Source organism: Rahnella sp. GSA61A, assembly GCF_019969905.1.
Classification (GTDB): domain Bacteria; phylum Pseudomonadota; class Gammaproteobacteria; order Enterobacterales; family Enterobacteriaceae; genus Rahnella; species Rahnella aceris.
The window spans coordinates 14,308-36,556 of the sequence record NZ_JAHXYO010000005.1 but is presented as its reverse complement, the minus strand read 5'-3'; the positions used below and the strand labels follow the sequence as shown (position 1 = coordinate 36,556).

22 protein-coding genes and 1 tRNA gene are annotated in these 22,249 nt (G+C 54.2%); 9 read left to right on the top strand and 14 right to left on the bottom strand.

All coding sequences use genetic code 11. The annotated features are described in order from the left end of the window. Positions 1–19: 19 nt before the first annotated feature. Both LC431_RS08280 and LC431_RS08275 read right to left on the bottom strand, forming a co-directional pair. Positions 20–811, bottom strand: a complete 792-nt coding sequence (locus tag LC431_RS08280; RefSeq protein WP_037036542.1) for a transporter substrate-binding domain-containing protein — start codon at positions 809–811, stop codon at positions 20–22. A 258-nt stretch (positions 812–1,069) separates the two neighbouring features. Next, positions 1,070–1,909: a MurR/RpiR family transcriptional regulator gene (locus tag LC431_RS08275; RefSeq protein WP_037036543.1), complete on the bottom strand. Its 840-nt coding sequence runs from the start codon at positions 1,907–1,909 to the stop codon at positions 1,070–1,072. 198 nt (positions 1,910–2,107) lie between these two features. Between LC431_RS08275 and LC431_RS08270 the strand changes: the two genes are divergently transcribed. The 4 genes from LC431_RS08270 to hpxZ are packed head-to-tail and all read left to right on the top strand — an operon-like array spanning position 2,108 to position 5,763. Further along, positions 2,108–3,694: a gamma-glutamyltransferase family protein gene (locus LC431_RS08270; RefSeq protein ID WP_112151327.1), complete on the top strand. Its 1,587-nt coding sequence runs from the start codon at positions 2,108–2,110 to the stop codon at positions 3,692–3,694. Positions 3,695–3,730: 36 nt separating this feature from the next. Continuing rightward, positions 3,731–3,925 (top strand): oxalurate catabolism protein HpxX, encoded by a 195-nt coding sequence (gene hpxX / locus LC431_RS08265; protein WP_013574260.1) that lies wholly within the window; start codon positions 3,731–3,733, stop codon positions 3,923–3,925. Next, positions 3,922–5,325, top strand: coding sequence for an AtzE family amidohydrolase (locus LC431_RS08260; RefSeq protein ID WP_223509681.1), 1,404 nt, complete (start codon positions 3,922–3,924; stop codon positions 5,323–5,325). Before hpxX ends, LC431_RS08260 begins: the two co-directional genes overlap by 4 nt. A gap of 54 nt (positions 5,326–5,379) precedes the next feature. After that, the gene (gene hpxZ / locus LC431_RS08255; protein WP_013574258.1) at positions 5,380–5,763 is read left to right on the top strand and encodes an oxalurate catabolism protein HpxZ; all 384 of its coding nucleotides are present in this window, start codon (positions 5,380–5,382) and stop codon (positions 5,761–5,763) included. Between the two features lie 626 nt (positions 5,764–6,389). Here the strand turns inward: hpxZ and puuE are convergent. The 3 genes from puuE to LC431_RS08240 are packed head-to-tail and all read right to left on the bottom strand — an operon-like array spanning position 6,390 to position 8,813. Beyond that, on the bottom strand, positions 6,390–7,328 hold the full coding sequence (gene puuE / locus LC431_RS08250) for an allantoinase PuuE (protein WP_112151331.1): 939 nt from the start codon (positions 7,326–7,328) through the stop codon (positions 6,390–6,392). Next, complete coding sequence (locus tag LC431_RS08245) at positions 7,321–8,079, bottom strand: aspartate/glutamate racemase family protein (protein WP_217217156.1); 759 nt, start codon at positions 8,077–8,079, stop codon at positions 7,321–7,323. Before LC431_RS08245 ends, puuE begins: the two co-directional genes overlap by 8 nt. Further along, positions 8,079–8,813 carry a GntR family transcriptional regulator gene (locus tag LC431_RS08240; protein ID WP_013574255.1) on the bottom strand — a complete coding sequence of 245 codons (735 nt, stop codon included), beginning with the start codon at positions 8,811–8,813 and terminating at the stop codon, positions 8,079–8,081. The genes LC431_RS08245 and LC431_RS08240 overlap by 1 nt, the downstream gene beginning before the upstream one ends. 177 nt (positions 8,814–8,990) lie before the next feature. Here LC431_RS08240 and LC431_RS08235 point away from each other — a divergent pair, with 177 nt between their 5' ends. Then, entirely contained in the window at positions 8,991–10,493 is a 1,503-nt protein-coding gene (locus LC431_RS08235; RefSeq protein WP_013574254.1) for an NCS1 family nucleobase:cation symporter-1, read from the top strand. A 72-nt stretch (positions 10,494–10,565) separates the two neighbouring features. Here the strand turns inward: LC431_RS08235 and LC431_RS08230 are convergent. From LC431_RS08230 to aguB, 4 genes are all read right to left on the bottom strand, one after another. Further along, positions 10,566–10,642, bottom strand: a tRNA-Asp gene (locus LC431_RS08230). A gap of 138 nt (positions 10,643–10,780) precedes the next feature. Then, complete coding sequence (gene dnaQ, locus LC431_RS08225; protein WP_013574253.1) at positions 10,781–11,518, bottom strand: DNA polymerase III subunit epsilon; 738 nt, start codon at positions 11,516–11,518, stop codon at positions 10,781–10,783. 81 nt (positions 11,519–11,599) lie between these two features. Beyond that, positions 11,600–12,685: an agmatine deiminase gene (gene aguA / locus LC431_RS08220; protein ID WP_223509680.1), complete on the bottom strand. Its 1,086-nt coding sequence runs from the start codon at positions 12,683–12,685 to the stop codon at positions 11,600–11,602. Between the two features lie 3 nt (positions 12,686–12,688). Further along, positions 12,689–13,573 (bottom strand): N-carbamoylputrescine amidase, encoded by an 885-nt coding sequence (gene aguB / locus LC431_RS08215; RefSeq protein WP_013574251.1) that lies wholly within the window; start codon positions 13,571–13,573, stop codon positions 12,689–12,691. Positions 13,574–13,833: 260 nt separating this feature from the next. On the opposite strand from aguB, the gene rnhA reads away from it, so the two are divergent. Then, the gene (rnhA, locus tag LC431_RS08210; protein ID WP_013574250.1) at positions 13,834–14,301 is read left to right on the top strand and encodes a ribonuclease HI; all 468 of its coding nucleotides are present in this window, start codon (positions 13,834–13,836) and stop codon (positions 14,299–14,301) included. A 60-nt stretch (positions 14,302–14,361) separates the two neighbouring features. On the opposite strand, the gene LC431_RS08205 is transcribed toward rnhA, so the two are convergent. After that, the gene (locus LC431_RS08205) at positions 14,362–15,087 is read right to left on the bottom strand and encodes a class I SAM-dependent methyltransferase (protein WP_223509678.1); all 726 of its coding nucleotides are present in this window, start codon (positions 15,085–15,087) and stop codon (positions 14,362–14,364) included. 43 nt (positions 15,088–15,130) lie between these two features. Here LC431_RS08205 and gloB point away from each other — a divergent pair, with 43 nt between their 5' ends. Together gloB and mltD are read left to right on the top strand one after the other, a co-directional pair. Continuing rightward, entirely contained in the window at positions 15,131–15,886 is a 756-nt protein-coding gene (gene gloB / locus LC431_RS08200; protein WP_223509676.1) for a hydroxyacylglutathione hydrolase, read from the top strand. 69 nt (positions 15,887–15,955) lie between these two features. Then, positions 15,956–17,344, top strand: a complete 1,389-nt coding sequence (gene mltD, locus LC431_RS08195; protein ID WP_223509674.1) for a murein transglycosylase D — start codon at positions 15,956–15,958, stop codon at positions 17,342–17,344. Positions 17,345–17,430: 86 nt separating this feature from the next. On the opposite strand, the gene LC431_RS08190 is transcribed toward mltD, so the two are convergent. Both LC431_RS08190 and LC431_RS08185 read right to left on the bottom strand, forming a co-directional pair. Beyond that, a complete protein-coding gene (locus LC431_RS08190; RefSeq protein WP_013574246.1) occupies positions 17,431–18,231 on the bottom strand; it encodes an endonuclease/exonuclease/phosphatase family protein in 801 nt (266 codons plus the stop codon). 194 nt (positions 18,232–18,425) lie between these two features. Continuing rightward, the gene (locus LC431_RS08185) at positions 18,426–19,601 is read right to left on the bottom strand and encodes an MFS transporter (protein WP_119261305.1); all 1,176 of its coding nucleotides are present in this window, start codon (positions 19,599–19,601) and stop codon (positions 18,426–18,428) included. Positions 19,602–19,707: 106 nt separating this feature from the next. On the opposite strand from LC431_RS08185, the gene yafC reads away from it, so the two are divergent. Beyond that, the gene (gene yafC, locus LC431_RS08180) at positions 19,708–20,604 is read left to right on the top strand and encodes a DNA-binding transcriptional regulator YafC (protein ID WP_013574244.1); all 897 of its coding nucleotides are present in this window, start codon (positions 19,708–19,710) and stop codon (positions 20,602–20,604) included. A gap of 40 nt (positions 20,605–20,644) precedes the next feature. Here yafC and dkgB read toward each other — a convergent pair whose 3' ends face one another. Together dkgB and LC431_RS08170 are read right to left on the bottom strand one after the other, a co-directional pair. Next, a complete protein-coding gene (gene dkgB, locus LC431_RS08175) occupies positions 20,645–21,448 on the bottom strand; it encodes a 2,5-didehydrogluconate reductase DkgB (protein WP_013574243.1) in 804 nt (267 codons plus the stop codon). Between the two features lie 113 nt (positions 21,449–21,561). After that, positions 21,562–22,248 carry a 4'-phosphopantetheinyl transferase superfamily protein gene (locus LC431_RS08170; protein ID WP_223509673.1) on the bottom strand — a complete coding sequence of 229 codons (687 nt, stop codon included), beginning with the start codon at positions 22,246–22,248 and terminating at the stop codon, positions 21,562–21,564. Between the last annotated feature and the right edge of the window lies 1 nt (position 22,249).

Below are 22,249 nucleotides of genomic sequence, written 5' to 3'. Positions count from 1 at the left end.
ATCTCCGTCAGGCCTCTGATCACGCGCCGATGGACGCTGGCAGCGGTGCCTTCATCCATTTTTCAGACAGTGTATTCAGCGTCTTGTCTTTGATGCCTTCGGCGATCAGTTCATTCACTTTGTCTTTCAGCGCGGGTTCGTCTTTACGCAGACCGACGTAGCATGGTGAATCTTTCAGCATGACTTTCGAAACCGGTGCTTTGGCCGGGTTCATGCGGGCAATCGCGGCGACCACCAGGTTGCCGGTAGCGATGTATTCCACCTGGCCGGAAAGGTATGCAGACAGCGTGGTGTTGTTGTCTTCATACCGCTGAATTTTGGCATCTTTCGGTGCCACGCCGGTCAGTGCCAGATCTTCCACCGCGCCACGGGTCACGCCGATGGTTTTACCGGACAGTTCTTTCAGATCCGACAGTTTGTCACCCTGGGCACCAAACACGCCGAGGAAGAACGGTGCGTAAGCGTTGCTGAAGTCGATGACTTTTTCGCGCTCAGCGTTTTTACCCAGGCTTGAAATCACCAGATCGACTTTATCCGTTTGCAGATAAGGCACGCGGTTGGCGCTGGTGACCGGCACCAGTTGCAACTTAAGTTTCATCTTATCGGCCAGATAATGCGCCATATCGATGTCATAACCTTCCGGCTGCAAATCCTTGCTCACCGAACCAAACGGCGGGAAATCCTGAGGAACAGCCACACGCAGCACGCCACGTTTCTGAATATCCTGCAACTGATCCGCCATTACGCTGGATGCCTGAAGCACCAGCATTGCCGCACCTGCCCATGCCAACAGCCGTTTGTTCATGTTCATAGATTATCTCCGGTGAAAGGTTTTTGGAACGATAGATTCTTATGTTTATAGCTTTGCAACGAATGTGCCAAAAGCCGTGCAGCAGAAAAATTGTGCACAAAGTCACGGTATGACAAGGAATTAGACAATGAGAGGCGCGTTCAGAAGAGGTTTTTTTGCCCTGAATCAGGGCAAAAAGCGTGAACCAATGAAAAATATGATGCACTGAAATTGTGCGCAAGCACCAGAAAAGCGCCCGATTTGTTCTTCAAACGGGAATCAGCGCTGCTCCAGCTCATCCAGATCGTTATACAAATCGCTTATCTGATGAATACGCTGGCGGCCTGAAGCGAGCATATCGTGCAGCAATGCATTGCTGAGCAAATTCGCCAGACTCATGGCAGAAGAATAACTGTCGAACGCCGATACGCTGTCGAGCGGAGCAGCCAGATGCCAGGTTGCCAGCGGGATAAGTGTCTGCGCCTGCGGCTCGCAAATCAGCAACACCGGCACGCCAAGTGACTGTAACTGCATCAGAATTGCCTTCGCCATGCGCGGCCTGCGGCGGAAAGCGACGAAAATCACCACGTCCTGCGCGGTAAGATCCACCAGTTCTTCCGCCAGCGTTTGCCCCGGCTGCGGCATTATCATCACGCCAGCGCGCACCTGAATCAGTTGCTGACGCAGGTGCAGCGCCACCGGGTAACTATTACGAAAACCCAGCAAACGTACTTGCCGCGCCTGATTCAGGGCGGCGATCAGCGCACCGAACTGGGTGCCATCAATCTGGTTAATCCACTGCGTCAGGTTGGCCATTTCCTGTTTATAGTGCCGTGATAACAAGGTGTTACCTTGCACCGCGTCGCGGCTGTCGGTCAGCGGCATCCCGCTCTGGCGCAGGGTGCGCATTTCATCGCGCATATCGCGGTAGCTCGGGTAACCGAGGCGTTTGAACAGGCGGCTGACCGTGGCTTTCGATACGCCGCTAAGCCGCGCCAGTTCGGCGCTGTTATAGCTCATCAGGTCGTCAATACTGGCAAAAATAAAGTCGGCCACCCGCTGTTCCTGCGGCGTCAGTTCTGCGTAATGGTCACGCAGACGCTCATCAATCTGTTTCATCTCTGGCCCTTTTGTAACCAATGTTTCAGTAAATCAGCGGAACATACCATGCACTATGCTTGCCAATGCAAGAGAAATTAGCGCTAAAGCTGCAAGGTTTTGCCGATGTGGAACACCTCTTGCTTAACTTTATCCCTACGCGCCCACAACCCTGCAAGCACGGGCAGCATAAAAAAGCGTTTCTAAAAAGGACATCGCATGATTAACAGTAACAGCGCACCGCTGGGCATGGCGGTCACACCTCATCATCTGGCGAGCCAGAGTGCGCTTGCGGTATTGCGTGAAGGCGGCAATGCCATCGAGGCCATGGTGGCTGCGGCCGCGACGATTGCCGTGGTCTATCCGCACATGAACGGGCTGGGGGGCGATGGCTTCTGGCTGATCGTGCCGCCGCAGGGCAATCCGGTGGCGATAGACGCCAGCGGTGCCGCAGGCTCCCTCGCCTCTCTCGATTTCTACGCCGGTGAAACGCACATTCCGCACCGTGGCCCGAAAGCCGCGCTGACGGTAGCGGGTACCGTCGGCGGCTGGCAGGAAGCGCTGAATGTGTCGGCTGAATTTGGCGGCGAGCAAAAACCGCTCTCCCGCCTGCTGCGTGACGCCATCCGTTATGCCGCTGATGGTATTCCGGTGACGGCATCGCAGGAAGCGGCGACCCGCGCCAAGCAACACGAACTGAAAGATTTCCGCAGCTTTGCCGATGTTTTTCTGCCTAACGGCGATGTGCCCCGCGCCGGAAACCGCTTCACTCAGCCGCAACTGGCGCAGACGTTATCGATGCTGTGCGAGGACGGGCTGAACAGTTTCTATCGCGGTGAGCTGGCCGACAATATGGCCGCCGACATGGAAAAGCTCGGCATGCCGGTGACCCGCGCCGATCTCGCCGCTTACAAGCCACAGCGCCGTGTGCCGTTGCGGCTCAAACACAGTAAAGGCGAAATCTACAACCTGACACCCCCGACGCAGGGGCTGGTTTCGCTGGCGATCCTCGGCCTGACTGACCGTTTGCCGCTGGAAACCATGGACGAAAGTGCCACCATTCACAGCGTGGTGGAAGCCACCAAACTGGCGTTCGGTCTGCGCGATCGCTTTATCACCGATCCGCGCATGATGACGCAGGATGCACAGGAACTGCTGGATCCACAGTATCTCGATGCTCTTGCGACCCGCATCAAACCACACAGCGCCGCCGACTGGGGTAAAGGTAAAGGGCCAGGCGATACCGTCTGGATGGGCGTGATGGACAGCAGCGGGCTGGCGGTTTCTTTTATCCAGAGCATTTATCACGAGTTCGGCAGTGGTGTGGTGCTGCCGGGCAGCGGCGTGTTGTGGCAAAACCGTGGCGCGTCTTTCAGCCTTGATGCCGGTCATTTACTGGCGCTGGCACCGGGCAAGCAACCGTTCCATACCCTCAATCCTGCCGCCGCACGCTTATACGACGGGCGCACCATGGTTTACGGCTCGATGGGGGGTGACGGCCAGCCGCAGACGCAGGCCGCCGTGTTTATCCGCCATGTAGTACAGGGGCAATCGTTGCAACAGGCGATCAGCGGCCCGCGCTGGCTGCTTGGCCGTACCTGGGGCGAGAGTTCGGATTCACTGAAACTCGAAGGCCGTTTTGCCTATCCGACGCTGGCCGGGCTGAGGCAGCGTGGTCACGACGTCGAACTGTTGCCGGATTTCAGTGAAGCCGTCGGTCACGCCGGTGCCATCGTTCGCCATACCAACGGCATGTTTGAAGGTGCCTCCGACCCGCGCAGCAACGGCAGCGCCGCCGGTTTTTGATCAGGGTTTGCATAACAGAATGGATAAGGAAGCAGAATGAAAAATACCTCCGCAGCGACCGACTGGGCCGCCTATATCCGCCAGATGGAATCCGTTCTGGCGCTGGAACTCGACGACGCACGCCGTCAGGAATTGCTGGTGCAGTTCAGCCGCATTGCCCAAATGGCACAACCGCTGATGGATTTACCGCTGGATCCGCGTCTGGAAATTGCCGGGGTGTACCGCGCATGAAATCGTTTGATAGCTTTACCGTCAGCCAGTTACATCAGGCGATTGCGCAGGGCGAAATCTCGGCCACAGAAATCGCCACCTCCACGCTCGACGCCGTTGAACAGGCCAATCCGGTCATCAACGCCTGGACGCAAATCACCGGCGATCGCATGCTGAGTGAAGCAGCGAAAGTGGATAAAAGCCGCGCCAGCGGTGCCGTACTTCCGCCGCTGGCGGGCATTCCTTATGCGGTGAAAAACCTGCTGGACGTGGCCGGTGAAGTGACGCTGGCCGGTGCCAGCCTCAACAGCAGCAACGCCGCTGCACGCCATGACGCCTGGACGGTTTCACGCCTCGCGGCACAGGGCGCGATGCTTTCCGGCATGCTGAATATGGATGCTTACGCCTACGGTTTCACCACGGAAAACAGCCATTATGGTGCCACCCGTAACCCGCGGGATCTGGCGCGCGTGGCCGGAGGATCTTCCGGCGGTTCAGCCGCCGCCGTGGCTGCCGGGCTGGTGCATTTCACCCTCGGCAGTGATACCAACGGCTCGATCCGTGTGCCGTCCTCATTAAGTGGTATTCTCGGCCTGAAACCGACCTTCGGGCGGATTTCACGTCGCGGCAGCCAGCCGTTTGTCGCCAGCCTCGATCACATCGGCCCGATGGCACGTTGCAGCGAAGATTTGTCGCAGGTCTATGACGCCATACAGGGCACGGATCCGCAGGATCACTTTCAGGCTGACAAACCTGTCACAGAAACATTTTCCCAGCTTAAGCGCGGGCAACAGGGCCTGCGCAGCGCCGTACTGGGCGGATACTTTTCTCTCTGGTGTGACGACCACGCCAAAGCAGCCGTACACCGGATAGCGCAGGCACTGGAAGCCCAGGAAGAAATTGAAATGCCACAGGCCGGGCTGGCACGATCCGCCGCGTTTATCATCAGCGCGTCGGAAGGCGGCAATCAGTACCTGCCAAAACTGCGCAGCATTCCGGAACAGTTTGAGCCACTTTCACGTGAGCGTCTGCTCGCTGGCGCAATGATCCCGGCGGCATGGTATGTTCAGGCGCAGCGTTTCCGTCAGCAATTTCAGCAGCAAATCTTGCCCTTGTTCGATCATTGGGACATTCTGATCGCCCCTGCCACGCCGTGTCCGGCAACGTTGCTTGGTCAGGAAACCATCCGCATCAACGGTCAGGATCTGCCGACACGCGCCAACATGGGCATGCTGACGCAGCCAATTTCGTTCCTCGGCTTGCCGGTGGTGACGGTGCCGGTCACCACGTCGACCGGCCTGCCGATAGGATTACAATTGATTGCGCCACCGTGGCGCGAAGATCTCTGCCTGCGTGCCGCCTGGGCACTTGAGCAGCAGGGAATAGTGAATGTCAGCAGTTCTCCGGTGATGCCCGCGTAACAACCCGCATCCCCGTTTTCCCAGGGTGAAGTGAAAAGAGTAAAGAGAGTCACTATGAAAACTGAACATATCGACCGCCCGGCGATCCTCGCCGAAATGAATGCGGCGTTTTATCGCTATGAACAGGCGCTGATCACCAACGATACCGCCGTACTCGACGAACTGTTCTGGCACGACCCGCGTACCGTGCGCTATGGCGCGGGAGAAAATCTTTACGGCATTGACGCTATCCGCGCATTCCGCACCGCGCGATCGTCACAAGGGTTAGACCGGGAACTGGTCAACACGACTATCACCACGTTTGGCGATGACATGGCTGTCGCCAGCACAGAATTCCGCCGGGAAGGCAGCGACAAGATTGGTCGTCAGCAGCAGACATGGGTGAAGATGGCGAGTGGATGGAAGATTGTGGCGGCGCATGTGAGTCTGATGGTTTGACCGAACCAATGGGCGGTTCAGCTTTGGAAAGCTGAGGAAACTGTTCTTTTCCAGGAATGGACGGTGACAATTTCGGTTCCCACCGAGGGGAAATCTGAACGGTGATAATTTCGGTTTCTCAATAACAGCGATCACTTATCGCGCTGCGCCGAAACCGCCCAAAAGGGGCCAGGACGGGCCCCTCTTGGATCTCCCACGTCTTTTAACTGCGCGCTATCGCAGGCATGACGGACATGTTCCGGTAGAACAGAGAGTGGCGCAAAATATTGCCGCTTCGCGGTTCCTTCTCTCGGTCTTCGAGCCTGTGGTCTCGAAGCCGCTCCGTTCAGCAAAATTTTTGATCACGCCAATGCACTTTTCTAAAAGATGAAAGCAGTCTGCCTTTGAATTTAAAATCGCGCGGGCGATTCAGAAATCTTGCCGAACGGAGCGGCCTGAAGACCTAAGGCTTCAGGACCGAGAGAGGGAACCGCGCAGCGGCAAGATTTCCAGCCTGTCACGGTGATACCTGAAACATATTATCTAGCGATAGCGCGCAGTGAAAAAGCGCGGGAGTCCAGAGGGCGCGCGCTTACGCGTCCTCTGGGCCAGTTTGGGCGGCGAGCCCAAGGTGTTGAATTTCGAGATTAAACACCGAAATGTTTAACCCAATGGTCGGCAATGTCCTGCCGCTTACACACCCACACGCGATCATGCGATTCGACGTAATCGAGAAACCGCTGTAAAGCGCGAAATCTCCCCGGGCGTCCCAGGATCCGACAATGCATCCCAATCGACATCATTTTCGGTGAGGTTTCGCCTTCGGCGTACAACACGTCAAATGTGTCTTTCAGGTAGGTATAAAACTGTTCGCCGGTGTTGAAACCCTGCGGAGAGGCAAACCGCATGTCGTTGGTTTCCAGCGTGTAAGGGATGACCAGATGCTGCCTGGTTTCGCCATTTTCCAGTTTTACCGGCGTCCAGAACGGCAGGTCATCGCCATAATAATCGCTGTCATACTGCAACCCGCCCGATTCCACCACCAGCTGACGGGTGTTCGGGCTGTCGCGTCCGGTATACCAGCCGGACGGCGCTTTGCCGAACAGGTCACGCAGCACGGTGATGGCTTTTTGCATGTGCTCCGCCTCTTCGGTTTTGCTCATGTCCTGATAATGGATCCAGCGCCAGCCGTGGCTGACAACATCGTAATCCGCTGCTTTGATCGCACTGACGATTTCCGGATTGCGAGCCAGTGCCATCGCTACGCCGAAAACGGTCAGCGGTAAGCCGCGTTTCTGAAACTCATTGTGGATGCGCCAGAAACCCGCACGCGAACCGTATTCGTACAGCGAATCCATCGACATGTGGCGGTCGGGGAAACTGGCGGCACCGATAATGTCCGATAAAAATTGTTCAGAACCGGCATCACCATGCAGAACGTTATTCTCTGCGCCCTCTTCATAATTGAGGACAAACTGTACCGCAATGCGCGCGTTGCCCGGCCAGTTAGCGTGGGGCGGGCGTCCGGCGTAACCGATTAAGTCGCGCGGGTAAGCATCAGTAAAACCGTATTCAGTATCAGACATAGTGTTCTCTCAGATTCAGCCCGGCAAAACGGCCAGACAAGGGTTTTTCCAGCGGATAATCCAGATCACCGTGTTTACTGGTCGTCAGGCGAAGAGCTGCCAGTGACTCGACCATTTTGACCGCCGCGCTGACGCCATCGATCACCGGTATACGCAGCTCGCGCGTCAGTTCCTGCGCCAGATCGGCCATTCCGCCACAACCGAGCACGATCGCCCCGCTGCCGTCAGATTTTTTCGCCGCGATACACTGCTCGCGCACTTTTTCCTGCGCCAGCCCGCTGCCGTCTTCCAGTGATAACACCGGCAGATCGATGGCGTGCAAGGCCGCGCAATGGCGTTCGAACCCGTACTGATGCAGTAAATGCCGGGCGATCGTCAGTGTGCGCGGCAAGGTCGTCACGATAGAAAATCGCGTCGCCAGCATCGTCGCCAGATGCATTGCCGCTTCCGCAATACCGATAACCGGCGCATGCGCCAGCTCGCGGGCAGCCAGTAATCCGGGGTCACCGAAACAGGCAATAATATGGCCGTCGACACCGGCATCGCGCCCGGCTTTTATCTGCTGCAACACGCCCAACGTGGCAATCGCTTCATCGAAGTGGCCTTCAATTGACGGCGCACCTTCTTCAGGGCAAACGGCCAGAATTTGTGTATCCATCCCCGCAACCGAGCGGGCAGTTTGCGCCATCACTTCGGTCATCGCCTGGCTGGTGTTCGGATTGATCAGTTGTATACAAAGTGATTTGACCATCAGCCTGGCTCCTTACCTGCAACCGGCTTCTGAACCGCAAATATCTGCGCAAAATCGGGGGTCTGCCCGTTATGTTGCTCAAAACGCAGACTGGCGACGATGGTGTCGAAATGATGCGCCATGCTTGCCGTCAGCCCGGCGACGTCACGCTTTTTCAGCAACTCAATAAGGTCGTCATGATCATGGCAACGGCAGCCCTGTTGCCACGGTGCGCCCCAGGCAGCAATCGCCAGCGAGGAACGCAGGGTCAGTTGCGAGACAGATTCAGTCAGCACTTTATTGCCGGAAATAGCCTGAAGCTGAACATGGAAGGCGGCGGAAAGGCGGATCGCAGCGGCACCGTCACGTTCATCGTGCGCACGCTTTTCTTCCTGCACCAGTTTTTTCAGCGCCACCAGATGTGGCGACTGGCAATGCGCAATCACCAGCGGCAGGTTGGCGCACTCCAGGATTTTACGGGTTGCGAAGACATCGCGCGATTCTTCAGCGTCCGGCGTGGTGACATGCGCACCACGCTTGGGCAATAACGTCACCAGTTGCACTGCGGCAAGGCGCTGCAGGACGCGGCGAATCCCCGTGCGGCTGACTGAAAACACCTCAGCCAGCGCTTCTTCCGGCAATTTACTGCCCGGCAAAAGCTGGTGTTCCACAATAGATTTCACCAGCGCGTTATAAATATGGTCGTCCTTATCCTCGGTAAAATAGGCCGTATTAAGCCCGTTCCAACTGGTCATTGCCGTTACTCCGTATACCGTTCGAGAACTTAATCGTATACATGAAAGTTATTTTTTGTATACAAAAAATGAAATTTGGCCTGATTCATGCAGTGCTCCTGTGACTGCTTTTTAACTTTTGGCAGCCGGCATCCGGCTTCCGACTTTCACATGTTGTTTATGACAGGAGCACGATTTATGCCAAATCAGGAAATCACCTCCGCCACGGCGTCATCAGAACAGAGCGCCGGGATCATCAAACCTTATTACAGCCCGAAGCTGTGTAACGATGATTTAGCGCCCACCCGTGACCAAAACTGGAGCTGGTACAACATATTTTCTTTCTGGATGTCCGATGTGCACAGTATGGGCGGCTATGTGGTGGCCGCGAGCTTCTTTACGCTCGGCCTGACCAGCTGGCAGGTTCTGCTGTGTTTGTTGTGCGGGATTTGTATCGTGCAGATTTGTGCCAACCTGGTGGCGAAACCGAGCCAGCAGGCCGGTGTGCCTTACGCGGTCATTTGCCGTCAGGCATTTGGCGTATTCGGAGCGAATATACCGGCAGTGATCCGCGGGCTGATCGCTTTCGCCTGGTACGGCATTCAGACCTATCTGGCGGCTAATGCGTTAATGCTGGTGCTGCTCAAATTCTTCCCATCGCTGACACCTATGACCCTTCCGCACTGGCTGGGATTGTCGGCGCTGGGATGGGTGTGTTTCGGCATTATGTGGGTGTTGCAGGCGATGGTGTTCTGGCACGGGATGAGCGCGATTAAGCGTTTTATCGATGTGGCGGGTCCGGCGGTATATGTCGTTATGCTGATGCTGGCGGGCTGGATTTTGTATAAAACCGGGCTGAGCAATATCTCCTTTACGTTATCCACCAAAACCCTGACGGTCGGCCAGCAAGGCTGGGAAATGCTGACCGCCACGGCGCTGGTGGTGTCTTACTTCTCCGGTCCGCTGCTGAACTTCGGCGACTTCTCACGTTACGGGAAAAGCATGGGCGAAATCCGTCGTGGTAACCGCTGGGGCCTGCCGTTTAACTTCCTGCTGTTCTCGATTGTGACCGTAGTGATCGTTTCAGGGACACAATCACTGTTCGGGCAGATGATCACCGATCCTATCGAAACCGTCAGCCGTGTGGGTAACAGCGTGGCTGTGGCGCTCGGCCTGCTGACCATGATCATCGCGACCATCGGTATCAATATCGTGGCGAACTTCGTGTCTCCTGCGTTCGACTTCTCTAACTGTTCGCCGCAGAAAATCAGTTTCCGTACCGGCGGGATGATCGCCGCAGTCGGTTCTGTTCTGCTGACACCGTGGAACCTGTTCCAGTCACCGGAAATTATCCACTATACGCTGGACGTGCTGGGATCCTTTATCGGGCCACTGTTCGGGATTTTACTGGCGGATTATTACCTGATTAAACGCGGTCATATGGATGTGGATGCGCTGTTTAACGCCACGCCTTCCGGCCGTTACTGGTACCGCAACGGGTTCAACCCGAAAGCGATTGCCGCGCTGGTGCCGGCGGTGGTGATTGGTCTGGTGATAAGCTTTACGCCGAGCCTGCATCAGGTAGCGAACTTCAGCTGGTTTATTGGTGCCTTCCTGGCTGGCGGTTTCTATCGTTACATCGCCCGTCATGATCGTGCGACCAGCGGTGCAATTGGCTATATGAAAACCGAAGCGGAATAACAGGAAGGAAATAGCCAGGACGGCTGAAACGACGAAGCCCTGAGTGATTTCTCACTCAGGGCTTCTGAATAGTGGCGGAACGGACGGGGCTCGAACCCGCGACCCCCTGCGTGACAGGCAGGTATTCTAACCAACTGAACTACCGCTCCGCGTTGTGTTCTGGTTAAGAACGGAGCGGATATTAAGGAATGGCCGCCGTTACGTCAATGCTTTTCCTGATATTTTCAATCAACCGCACAGTTTTTCCTCAGGCTGGACAATTTCAATCCAAAAGTCAGAAAAACGGCTTACGAACGCCACAAACAGCTGCCGCCCTTTTTCACCACTAAATCTAAACGCTCTTCATGCCACGCCAGTTCCTGATCAGTGGCGGCGATGACTTTTAACCCGGAGGCTGGCCGCGCCACACGCTGGATCCCCAAGCCGTCAGCGCCAGTATTTTGCTCGCCTTCGTGGGTGAATTTAATGCTGGTCTGGCCGCCGGTCATCATCAGATAGACTTCGGCAAGAATCTCGGAGTCAAGCAACGCGCCATGGAGCGTACGCTTGCTGTTGTCGATCAGGTAGCGATCGCTCAGCGCATCGAGGTTATTACGCTTGCCCGGGAACAGCTTGCGCGCCATGGCCAGGCTGTCGGTGATTTTGCAGAACGTCTCGGTTTTCGGCAGATTACGGCCGAGCATGTCGAACTCGTAATCCATAAAGCCGATGTCGAACGTCGCGTTATGAATGACTAATTCGCCGCCGCGAATGTATTCAATGAAGTCGTCGGCCACGTCGGCAAACGTCGGTTTATCAGCGAGGAATTCATCGCTGATACCGTGAACGCCAAAGGCTTCCGGATCCACCAGACGATCGGGTTTGAGATAAACATGGAAATTGCGCCCTGTCAGGCGGCGGTTAACCACTTCAACAGCACCGATTTCGATAATCCGGTGCCCTTCATAATGGACGCCGAGTTTATTCATACCGGTGGTTTCGGTATCGAGAACGACGATCCTGTTAGAGGTGTTTTGTAAATCCATGGCTCATTATCCAACGCTGACAGTCAATTACAGAAACGATCTGCCCGGCGCGAGACAGGGTGACGCGCCGGGCACTTTTTCTTACGCAGGAATTTGCTGTGTAATGCAGTGGATGTTACCACCACCCAGCAGAATTTCACGGGCAGGAATACCCGTGATTTTGTACTCAGGATACATTTCACCCAGCAACTTCTCAGCCTGCTTATCCGTTTTAGCGTCCAGCAGCGGGAAGATAATGTGGTTGTTGCTGATCAGGTAATTGACGTAAGACGCCGCCAGACGGTTACCTTCCACACGCTCAATGGCTGTGCCCGGCAACACCCCGATCGTTTCTTCCGCGGTGGCATGCATAACCGGAGGTGAGGGCATTTTCCAGATTTTCAGGCTGCGCCCTTTGGCATCTTTCGCCGCTTCCAGCACTTTCAACGCTGCCGCCGAACGCGCGTACTGCGGATCCTGCTGATCGTCAGTCCAGTGCAATGCAACTTCTCCCGGACGCACGAAGCAGCACATGTTATCAATGTGACCGTCTGTTTCATCGTTAAATACGCCGTCTTCCAGCCAGATGAATTGCTTAACACCGAGGAGTTCCCGCAATTTCGCCTCAATCTCTGCCTTCGACAAATCAGGATTGCGGTTAGGATTGAGCAAACATTCAGCGGTGGTCAGCAAAGTGCCTTCACCATCAACATGAATGGAGCCACCTTCCAGTACCAGATCCGTTGAAACATAAGGAATGTGATGATAGTTCGCCACCTGACGCGCCACCCGCTGATCACGCTCCCAGCTTGAGTAAAGGCCACCGTGCAAGCCGCCCCATGCGTTGAATGTCCAGTCGATAGCCAGACGTTCACCTTGCGGATTGACCACAATGGTCGGGCCGGTATCACGCATCCACGCATCATCGCTTTCCATTTCCACCAGCGTAATTTGTGCTGGCATCACTTCGCGTGCATTTGCCATTTCTGCTGTCGGAACCGCCATAAATACCGGCGTTTTGGTCGCAATCGCTGCCGCTACGTTAGCAAAAGCCAACTGGGCCGGACGCCCGTTAGAGCGCCAGTTATCGGTGCGATAAGGCCAGATCATCCAGACAGCCTGCTGCGCAGCCCATTCAGCGGGCATCGCAAAACCTTCAGCCTGAGGATTGATATCAATAGAAGACATCAGTTATTTCCTTGTTGAACCGTCGGACGTCGCGATTGCGCCATACATTTCAGGACGGCGGTCGCGGAACAGACCCCAGGATGCACGCTGTGCAGCGATAGCATCCAGATCAAAGGTATGAACCAGCACGGCTTCTTCCGTTTTGTTGGCCTGCTCAACCAGCGCACCGGTCTGATCAGCAATGAAGGAAGAACCGTAGAAGGTCATTTCATAATCAGGAATGAATTTGCTTTTTTCAGTACCAATGCGGTTTGAGGCGATCACCGGCACCAGATTTGCCGCAGCGTGGCCCTGCTGAACACGGGTCCAGTGTGGCTGGCTGTCAATTTCCGGATAGGCCGGTTCGGAACCAATCGCTGTCGGATAGAAGATAATTTCCGCGCCTTGCAATGCCAGACAGCGGGCAGTTTCCGGGAACCACTGATCCCAGCAGATACCCACGCCGATTTTCGCGTAACGGGTATTCCACACTTTGAAGCCGGTATCACCAGGAATGAAGAATTGTTTTTCCTGATAGGCCGGGCCGTTCGGAATGTGAGTTTTGCGATAGACATCCAGCACACTGCCGTCAGCATCAATCATGACCAGCGAGTTATAATAGGCGTTATTGCACTTCTCAAAGAAGCTCAGAGGAAGCACCACTTCCAGTTCTTTCGCCAGCGCAGAGAAATGGCGGATAAGCGCGCTGTTGTCCAGCTCCTGTGCCAGGCTGTAATGCTCAGGGCTCTGATCAATACAGAAGTAAGGTGCAGCAAAAAGTTCCTGAATCAGAATAACTTGCGCGCCTTTGGCATGTGCCTGGCGAACCAGCTTTTCGGCGTTAACAATATTATTTTCCAGATCCCAGCTGCAGCTCATTTGTGTTGCAGAAACCGTTACATTTCTCATCAGACATCCTTAAAGCATTGAAAAATTGGCAGTGAAAAAACCATGAAAGGCTCAACTCGCTCAGAGTTTTGAACTGGCACTCTGCATTTTCCTATTATATTGCAAAAGACAGCGCTCTCCAGCCAAAAGAGTGATGAATGCCCGGGCAACCTGTTTCATCCCCCCGCTTTCAGACAGTTACACCTCAAGATATTGCTGTGCCCGGCACGGCGGTTTATGTCAGACTTGGTTTTTACATTTGATGAAAGAGCCTGCCAGATATGACCAAACAGGTAGAAATTTTCACCGACGGCTCCTGCCTGGGTAATCCCGGCCCCGGCGGTTTCGGCGCGATTTTACGCTATAAGCAACACGAAAAAGAGTTCAGCGCGGGTTTTCGTCTGACCACCAATAACCGCATGGAAATGATGGCGGCGATTGTGGCGCTTGAAGCTCTGAGCACACCATGCGAAGTGACACTGAGCACCGACAGCCAGTATGTTCGTCAGGGGATCACATTGTGGATCCACAACTGGAAAAAACGTGGCTGGAAAACTGCCGATAAAAAACCGGTGAAAAACGTCGATTTGTGGAAGCGTCTTGATGCCGCGATCCAGACGCATGAACTGAACTGGATGTGGGTGAAAGGCCATGCCGGACACCCTGAAAATGAACGCTGTGATGTGCTGGCGAAAGAAGCCGCAGGGAATCCGACGCTGGACGATTTAGGCTATCAGGCGGAGAATTAATTCCGTAGGCCCCACAGCCCATCTCAACCTTCCCCTTGTGAAAGGGGAAGGTGCAAGACTTCAGTCGCGATGCTCCTTCCGGTAACTCTTCGTTGCGCCCACCGCCTGCGGTATTTTCTGTTTCTGCGCAAGAACTTTTTTCGCGGTTGGCGTCAGCGGGAAAGTCCGTTTACGGGCAATAATCAGCGTCATGCACCCCAGCGCGGGAAGGTGCGTACTCAGCAATTTTCCGCCATTCTTTTTCCATGGCAGCACGTGAAAACGCCGGTGCAACATCACTTCATAATTAAGCAACGACAGCCAGTCGAGCAGACGCATTTGGGTAAACAAGCGGCTGCTGTACGGCTGACGCTTGCGAAAAAGCGGCATCAGTTTGCCAATGCCCAGCAGGCTGAGCGGATTAAAGCTACTGAGCACCATCCAGCCATCATCAATCAGCACGCGGTCCACTTCGCGCAGAATGCGGTGCGGGTCATCCGCGTAGGCCAGCGTATGGCTGAGCAGGCAGGCATCCACTGATTTTGCTGCGAAAGGTAAATGATACGGATCCCCCCGAACATGCAGCCCCTCGCCTTCCTGGGCAAAATTTACCTGATGCGAGATCGGGCACGCCTGAGCGTCGATTTCGGCACTTAATGCGCCGATTTTCAGCAGGTGGAAACCGTAAAGTTTCCCCCACCAGGGTTGCAGTTGTTGCTCAAGCGCGGCACGGTAGTAGCCGCCGCACGGGATCTCATCCCAGGAAGCCGGAGCAACAATGGTCTTGCGGATGCGGGCTGGTCGCATAGTTTATTATCTTCTTTCAAGCAGTTGCTAAAGAGAGGTTGCCATGAATCTTATCAGTATTCCGGCGTTGCAGGACAATTACATTTGGATGCTCGATGACCAGCAGGGGCATTGCCTGATCGTCGATCCCGGCGAAGCAGCGCCTGTTTTGGCCGCGTTGAAAAAGGCCAATTTAACCCCGACAGCCATCCTTCTGACACATCATCATCACGATCATGTGGGGGGCGTTGATGAGATTTCGAGCCATTTTCCGGGTCTAAAAGTATACGGACCTCACGAAACTGAGAATAAATTTAGTCAGACTAGTCTTAAAAATGGTGAAAAAAGGGTAATTGGCGGTCTGGAATGGCAGATCTTTGCTACGCCCGGTCATACACTTGGTCATATTTCATACTATAGCGCGCCTTATCTTTTCTGTGGAGACACGATGTTTTCCGCCGGATGCGGTCGCTTGTTCGAAGGGACGCCGGAGCAAATGTACCAGTCGTTTCAACGGTTAGCGGCGTTGTCTGACGAAACATTAGTCTGCGCAGCACATGAGTACACTCTTTCAAATCTTAAGTTTGCGCGCTGTATTTTACCGGAGGATGATGATATTCTTTCTCATGAGCACAAAGTGCAACAAATGCGTGAAAAGGGACAATCTTCCCTGCCTTCAACCCTCGGTCTTGAGCGTAAAATCAACCTCTTTTTACGATGCGATGACGTTGATTTACAAAACAAATTAAACCTTAACGATCCCTTAAAGCCTGACTGGCAGGTTTTTGCCTATTTAAGGGCACTCAAGGATAGCTACTAGACCCAAAGGTTGTGTTTTTTTCCGAAGCAAAGTATTATCGCTCGTCTTTTAAGCAACTATGACACACACATGAAGGCAAACGCGATCCTAATAATCGCCTCCATGTTGCTCACAGGTTGCCAGGCGTCCAGGCAGGGCGTGAAGGTACCGGAACAACATGCACAGAGTTTGTCTTCAGCAAGTCAAAGTGAAGAAGCAGGACAGTTCACAGGTGATGGCCGAGCGGCCTCTGGGGGATGGTTGGATGGAAACGACACCGTCTCCCAACAAAATCTGTGGAACTTCATAGGCGACGAGCTGAAGATGAAGGTTCCGGATAATCCCCGGATCCGCGAGCAAAGAGTTAAATATTTAAAAAATAAGAGCTATCTCCACGATGTAACATTACGGGCAGAGCCGTACATGTACTGGATCACCGAGCAGATTAAGAAACGTAATATGCCGATGGAACTGGTACTGCTACCCATAGTGGAGAGCGCTTTTGACCCCAAAGCAACCTCATCAGCTAACGCTGCAGGGTTGTGGCAAATTGTGCCGCAGACGGGTCGAAACTATGGTTTGAAACAAAACCAGTGGTATGACGGACGCCGTGATGTTGTGGCTTCGACAACTGCTGCGCTTGATATGATGCAACGTCTGAACAAGATGTTTGGTGGCGACTGGTTACTGACCGTTGCTGCGTATAACAGCGGTGAAGGCCGTGTCATGCAAGCGGTGAAAGCGAACAAAGCCAGAGGCCGTTCCACGGATTTCTGGGCACTGGCGCTGCCACGTGAAACATCGATTTATGTGCCGAAAATGTTAGCCCTTAGCGACATTCTCAAGCACAGCAAGAAATACGGTATCAATCTGCCGAAACCGAGTGAAGACCGTGCTCTTGCGCGTGTTGAAGTCGGACAGCAGATGCAACTGACCCAGGCGGCTGAGATGGCGGGCATGTCCCTGACCAAGCTTAAGTCGTTTAACACTGGCTACAAGAAAAATGTAACCGCGCCGAATGGCCCGCATTACATTGTTCTGCCGAAGGCGCATGCCGACCAGTTAAAAGATTCACTGGCTGATGGCGATATTGCCGCAGTACAGGAAACCAAACTGGCCAGCAACACTCCGTCAGGTGCAAAACAGTACAAGGTTCGCTCCGGCGACAGCTTGTCTGGCATTGCAGCCCGGCTGAATGTGAAGACCCGTGATTTACAGCGTTGGAACAATTTGCGCTCAGCAGGCGCGGTAAAAGTTGGGCAAACACTGCAGGTGGCGGATAACAGCGTCAGCAATACCAGTGCCAATCGCGGCAGTATCACTTATCAGGTACGTAAAGGTGATTCATTGTCGAGCATTGCTAAGCGTCACGGCGTCAACATCAAGGATGTGATGCGCTGGAACACCAATGCCGACAACCTGCAACCGGGCAACAAGTTAACGTTGTTCGTCAGCAACAAGATGAGTCCTGATACCTGATTCGAAAGGTACCGGTAATAAAAAAGCACCCTGAATATTCCGGGTGCTTTTTTTATGTCTGCGTTTTTTAGCGGACGAATTAAGCGTTATTGCGTCAGCGGTTTTCCCGCCATAAATTCTACCCGCAACGGGTTATGGTCAGAGGCTCGTGTTTCCATCACCGATGCGCTGGTGACGCTGAGATCCCGGTAGAAAATGAAGTCCAGCGGTCTGCCGAACGCCCGCTTGCGGTAATCAGAAGGAAAACGGACTTCCTCCAGATGGATATTTCCCGCAAAGCCAAACAAGGCATTGATACGCTGTTTGCTCCACGCATTAAAATCCCCGGCCATGATCACCGGCCCTTTGTGATTAGCAATCTGCTCACCAATCGGATCCAACTGCTTGCTGTAAACGTCGATGCCAATGCTGAAATTGACCGCATGAATGTTCACCACCATCAATAAACGACCATCTACAAGCGGATACACCGTAACTAAAGCCGATTTAGACAGCCTCAGAAGCGGCTCACGCTCACGCAGCGGGCAACAATAAACCGGATGTGCCGCAGAGAGTGTCATCACGCCAGAGGGGTGCTGAGGCAGCATAAAGGCAGGCACCTGATCAGCGGCCAGATAATTTGAGGTCGCGTAACGGATCAGTTCAGGGGTTGTCTGGGCTTCCTGAAGCAAGACCAGTTGCGCATCTTTGCCATAATCACGCAGAACTGACAACCAGTCAGCCCGCTGTTGTTTGAAGATATTCCACACCATCACGCGCAAAATATTCGAATTGGGCAGTGCAGCACCCGGCGGCAAATCTGGTCCTAAATGTGCGAGGACTCCCGGAAAGATTTGCTCTGCGGGCTGACCTGCGACATACCTCATTGCATATGTTTTTTTCCGCACGCTAATCGCCTGTTTACCCGTTATATCGTTGCTATATGAGAGAGATTCTCACAGCGAAAGCTCAGTATACGCCCGCAAGCGCTCAGGCCAAATCTGTTTACATTGGTATACAACCTGGTCACATCTATAGGCTAGCATAAAAATAAAAACGGCCCGCCAGAGGCGAGCCGTGCAGACGCAGAATGACAGGATAATCAGGCCAGCGCCGCTTTGGGTTTTCGGTCCAGATGCCCGCTCAGGCAGATAAGCAGCAGCGCGCCCGCGACGATAACCGCTCCAATCCATGGCGTTTGCGCCAGGCCAAGGGTGGAAACCACCTGCCCGCCAATCACTGACCCCAGGGCAATACCGACGTTAAAGGCCGCAATGTTCAGGCCGGAAGCAACATCGACCGCATTTGGCGTCACCTCTTCGGCTTTCTGCACCACATAAACCTGTAATCCCGGTACGTTACCGAAAGCAAAGATGCCCATCACCAACAGCGTGATTAACGCCGGAATACCGAAACCTGAAGTGAACTGGAAAATCAGGAGCAGCACAGCGAGTGCGGCAAAAATAATCGTCAGCGCTTTGACTGCACCATGACGGTCAGCCAGTTTGCCGCCCCAGATATTCCCGATGGCCACCGACACGCCATACGCCAGCAGGATCCAGCTCACCATGCTGGCTGAGAAACCGGCTTGTTCCTGCATCATCGGAGCAAGGAACGTAAAGGTAGTGAATACGCCACCGTAACCCAGCGCGGTAATGGCGTAAATGAGTAACAGTCGCGGATTCATCAGCACTTTTACCTGATCTACAATGCGTGACGCAGGTTTGTTTTTGATGTTATTGGGCACCAGAATAGCGCTGGCAATAATCGCCACGACACCAATAACTGACACGGCGAGGAAGGTTTCGCGCCAGCCAAAATGCTGACCTATAAATGTCCCGAGCGGCACACCGGTCACCAGCGCGACGGTCAGACCGCCAAACATCAGCGCAATCGCAGAAGCCGCTTTTTCTTTCGACACCAGACTGGTGGCGATCGTCGAGCCAATAGAGAAGAAAACGCCATGCGCCAGACCGGTCAGCAGACGCGCCATCACCAGCGTGCTGTAATTCGGTGACTGCCACGCCAGCAGATTACCCAGCGTGAACAACACCATCAAACCAATCAGCAGCGCTTTGCGCGGTACGCGGCTGGTCAGCGCCGTCAGAACCGGCGCGCCAATCGCCACACCGAGGGCGTATATAGACACCAGCAAACCGGCTGACGGGACCGAAACCCCCAGTTGCTGCGCGATAGTCGGCACCAGCCCGACGATGACAAACTCTGTTGTTCCTATAGCAAACGCACTGATGGTCAGTGCTAATAGTGCAAGCGGCATAACCTTTACTCCACATGAATATCGATTTGATGGCGACGATTATCAGCTTGTGCTTAAATGACTTAAATAACCAAAGTATCAATTTATTTATGCTGGAGTAACAACAATGCGAGCCAGTTCCGAAGAGTTGATTACGTTTGTGACTGTGGTGGAAAGTGGCAGTTTCAGCCGTGCCGCTGAACAACTGGGTCAGGATAATTCAGTGGTCAGCCGGACATTAAAACGTCTGGAACAAAAGCTGGGGATCACCCTGCTCAACCGCACCACGCGTCAGATCAGCCTGACGCACGAAGGCGAGCGCTATTTCGTCCGGGTACAAAAAATCCTGCATGAGATGGCGGCTGCAGAAGATGATTTGCTGGAGAACCGCGACGATCCGCAGGGGCTGTTGCGAATCGATGCCGCAACCCCGGTCATTTTGCATGTCATTTCACCGCTGGTGGCCGAATTTACTGAACGTTTCCCGAAGATGTCGCTCGCACTATTCTCCTCCGAGAGCAATATCAATCTGATCGACCATAAAGTGGATGTGGCGATCCGCGTCGGTGAGCTGGAAGATTCCAGCCTGCGGGCGCGCAAACTGATGCTGAGCTATCGCAGCGTGCTGGCTTCGCCGGATTACCTGAAAAAATGGGGAACGCCGCAAAGCGCCGATGATTTACTGAAACACCGTTGTCTGGGCTTTAACGAAGTGGTTGCGCTGAATAAATGGCCGCTGCTGTGCGCTGACGGTCAGCAACTGACGGTCACACCATTTATCAGTTCAGGAAGCGGTGAAACACTGCGCAGGCTGTGTTTGCAGGGCAATGGTATTGCCTGTCTGTCGGATTTTATGACTGATGAAGATGTGGCGCGGGGTGATTTGGTAAAACTGCTGGTGCCGGACATTATGCGCATCGCCATGCCGTTGCACGCGGTGTATTACAGCGATCAGACCGTCAGCACACGTATCCGGTGTTTTATTGATTTTCTGAGTGAGAAGCTTGGGGCTGGAAGAGCTTAAATGCCTGCTTCTCCCCCTTTGCAGGGGGAGGCGTTGTGGATCAATCCCACGCAGGCGCCAGACCTTCAGGGCTGACCAGACGCCCGTTACGTTCAAGCGCAGCGATCTGCTGCATATCCGCATCTGTCAGCGTCAGTTGTTGCGCCAGCAGATTACTTTGCAGGTTTTCACGTTTGGTCGATGACGGGATCACCGCGTAACCCAGCTGCAATGCCCAGGCCAGCACGATCTGTGCAGGTGTTGCGTTATGGCGGGCGGCAATCTCAATAATCGTCGAATCTTTCAACGCGTCGCCGTAAGCCAGCGTCATGTAAGACGTCACGGCAATACCGTTCTGGCGGGCAAAATCGACTACGGTCTGGTTTTGCAGGAACGGTGAAAGTTCAATCTGGTTAGTCGCAATCTGATCCGCGCCCACCGCGTCGATCGCTTCCTGCATCAGTGCAACGGTAAAGTTGGAAATACCGATTTCACGGGTCAGGCCCATTTTCTTCGCCTCAACCAGCGCATGCATTGTTTCTGCCACGCTGACGGCCTGATTCGGTGACGGCCAGTGGATCAGCGTCAGATCGACATAATCGGTTTTCAGTTTGCGCAGACTGTCTTTCAGGCTGTCGATGACTTTGTCAGCCGCAAGGTTTTCAATCCAGATTTTGGTGGTGATGTAAAACTCTTCACGCGAGACACCGCTTTCAGCCAGTGCATCGCCGACAGCCGCTTCGTTGTCATAAATCTGTGCGGTATCGATGGCGCGATAGCCCAGTTCCACGGCGGTGGCTACGGACGCTTTGACCACGTCATCTTTCAGGCGGAATGTGCCCAGACCGAATGCAGGAATACTCATACTGTTCTCTCTTTGAATGTTTCAGGAAGATAAATCTTGGAGAGAGTATGGACTGCGCATTCATGGATAAAAACGACCGCTTTGCCAGAAGACTTTTGATGTGAGCGCAATAATCAGGAAAGGGAAAAGCGGGTCCAGCGCCGTGAAACCTGCCAGATAAAACCGCCTGACGCGGCATCAAACCGATATTCATCAACGTCAGAGACACCGGCAGGCAACGCCAGGGCGCGCATCACGGACTCATCCGCAGCGCACCATAACCGGCTTTCAGCGGCAGATTGTGAAGTAAACCGCTGATTGCCTGGATCCAGGCGAAGCCTGTCCATCTGCCACACACTGCCACCCTGCTGTTTCAGCCACGCCTCACGCAGACACCACAGCTGCCAGAACGCCGTTTGCGGGCAAGCCTGTTCCACCAGCCACTGACATTCGATATCACTGAATGCGGCACGTGCCACGTCAAGATAACGTGGGCGCGGGCGGATTTGCTCCACGTCGCCGCCGCTTTCACCCGCCGGACATAACAACAGTTGCAGATGATTTTTACTGTGGCTGAGGGAGAAATGTGGCAGAGAAGCATCCGCAAAAGACGGTTTTCCCTGCGCGGAAATCTGCAGGGCGGGTAAGTTGTCACAGCCGTTGAAAACTGACATGGCCTCGGCCAGAAGCGCCCTGCCCGCTAACCATTGCTGGCGGCGGGCAGGATTCATCCCTTCACTTTTTTCGAGCCATTCTGCGGGCAAACGTGACAACGAAAAGTTGTCATCCAGCGACGCAGTAATGACACGCGCAACATTCATC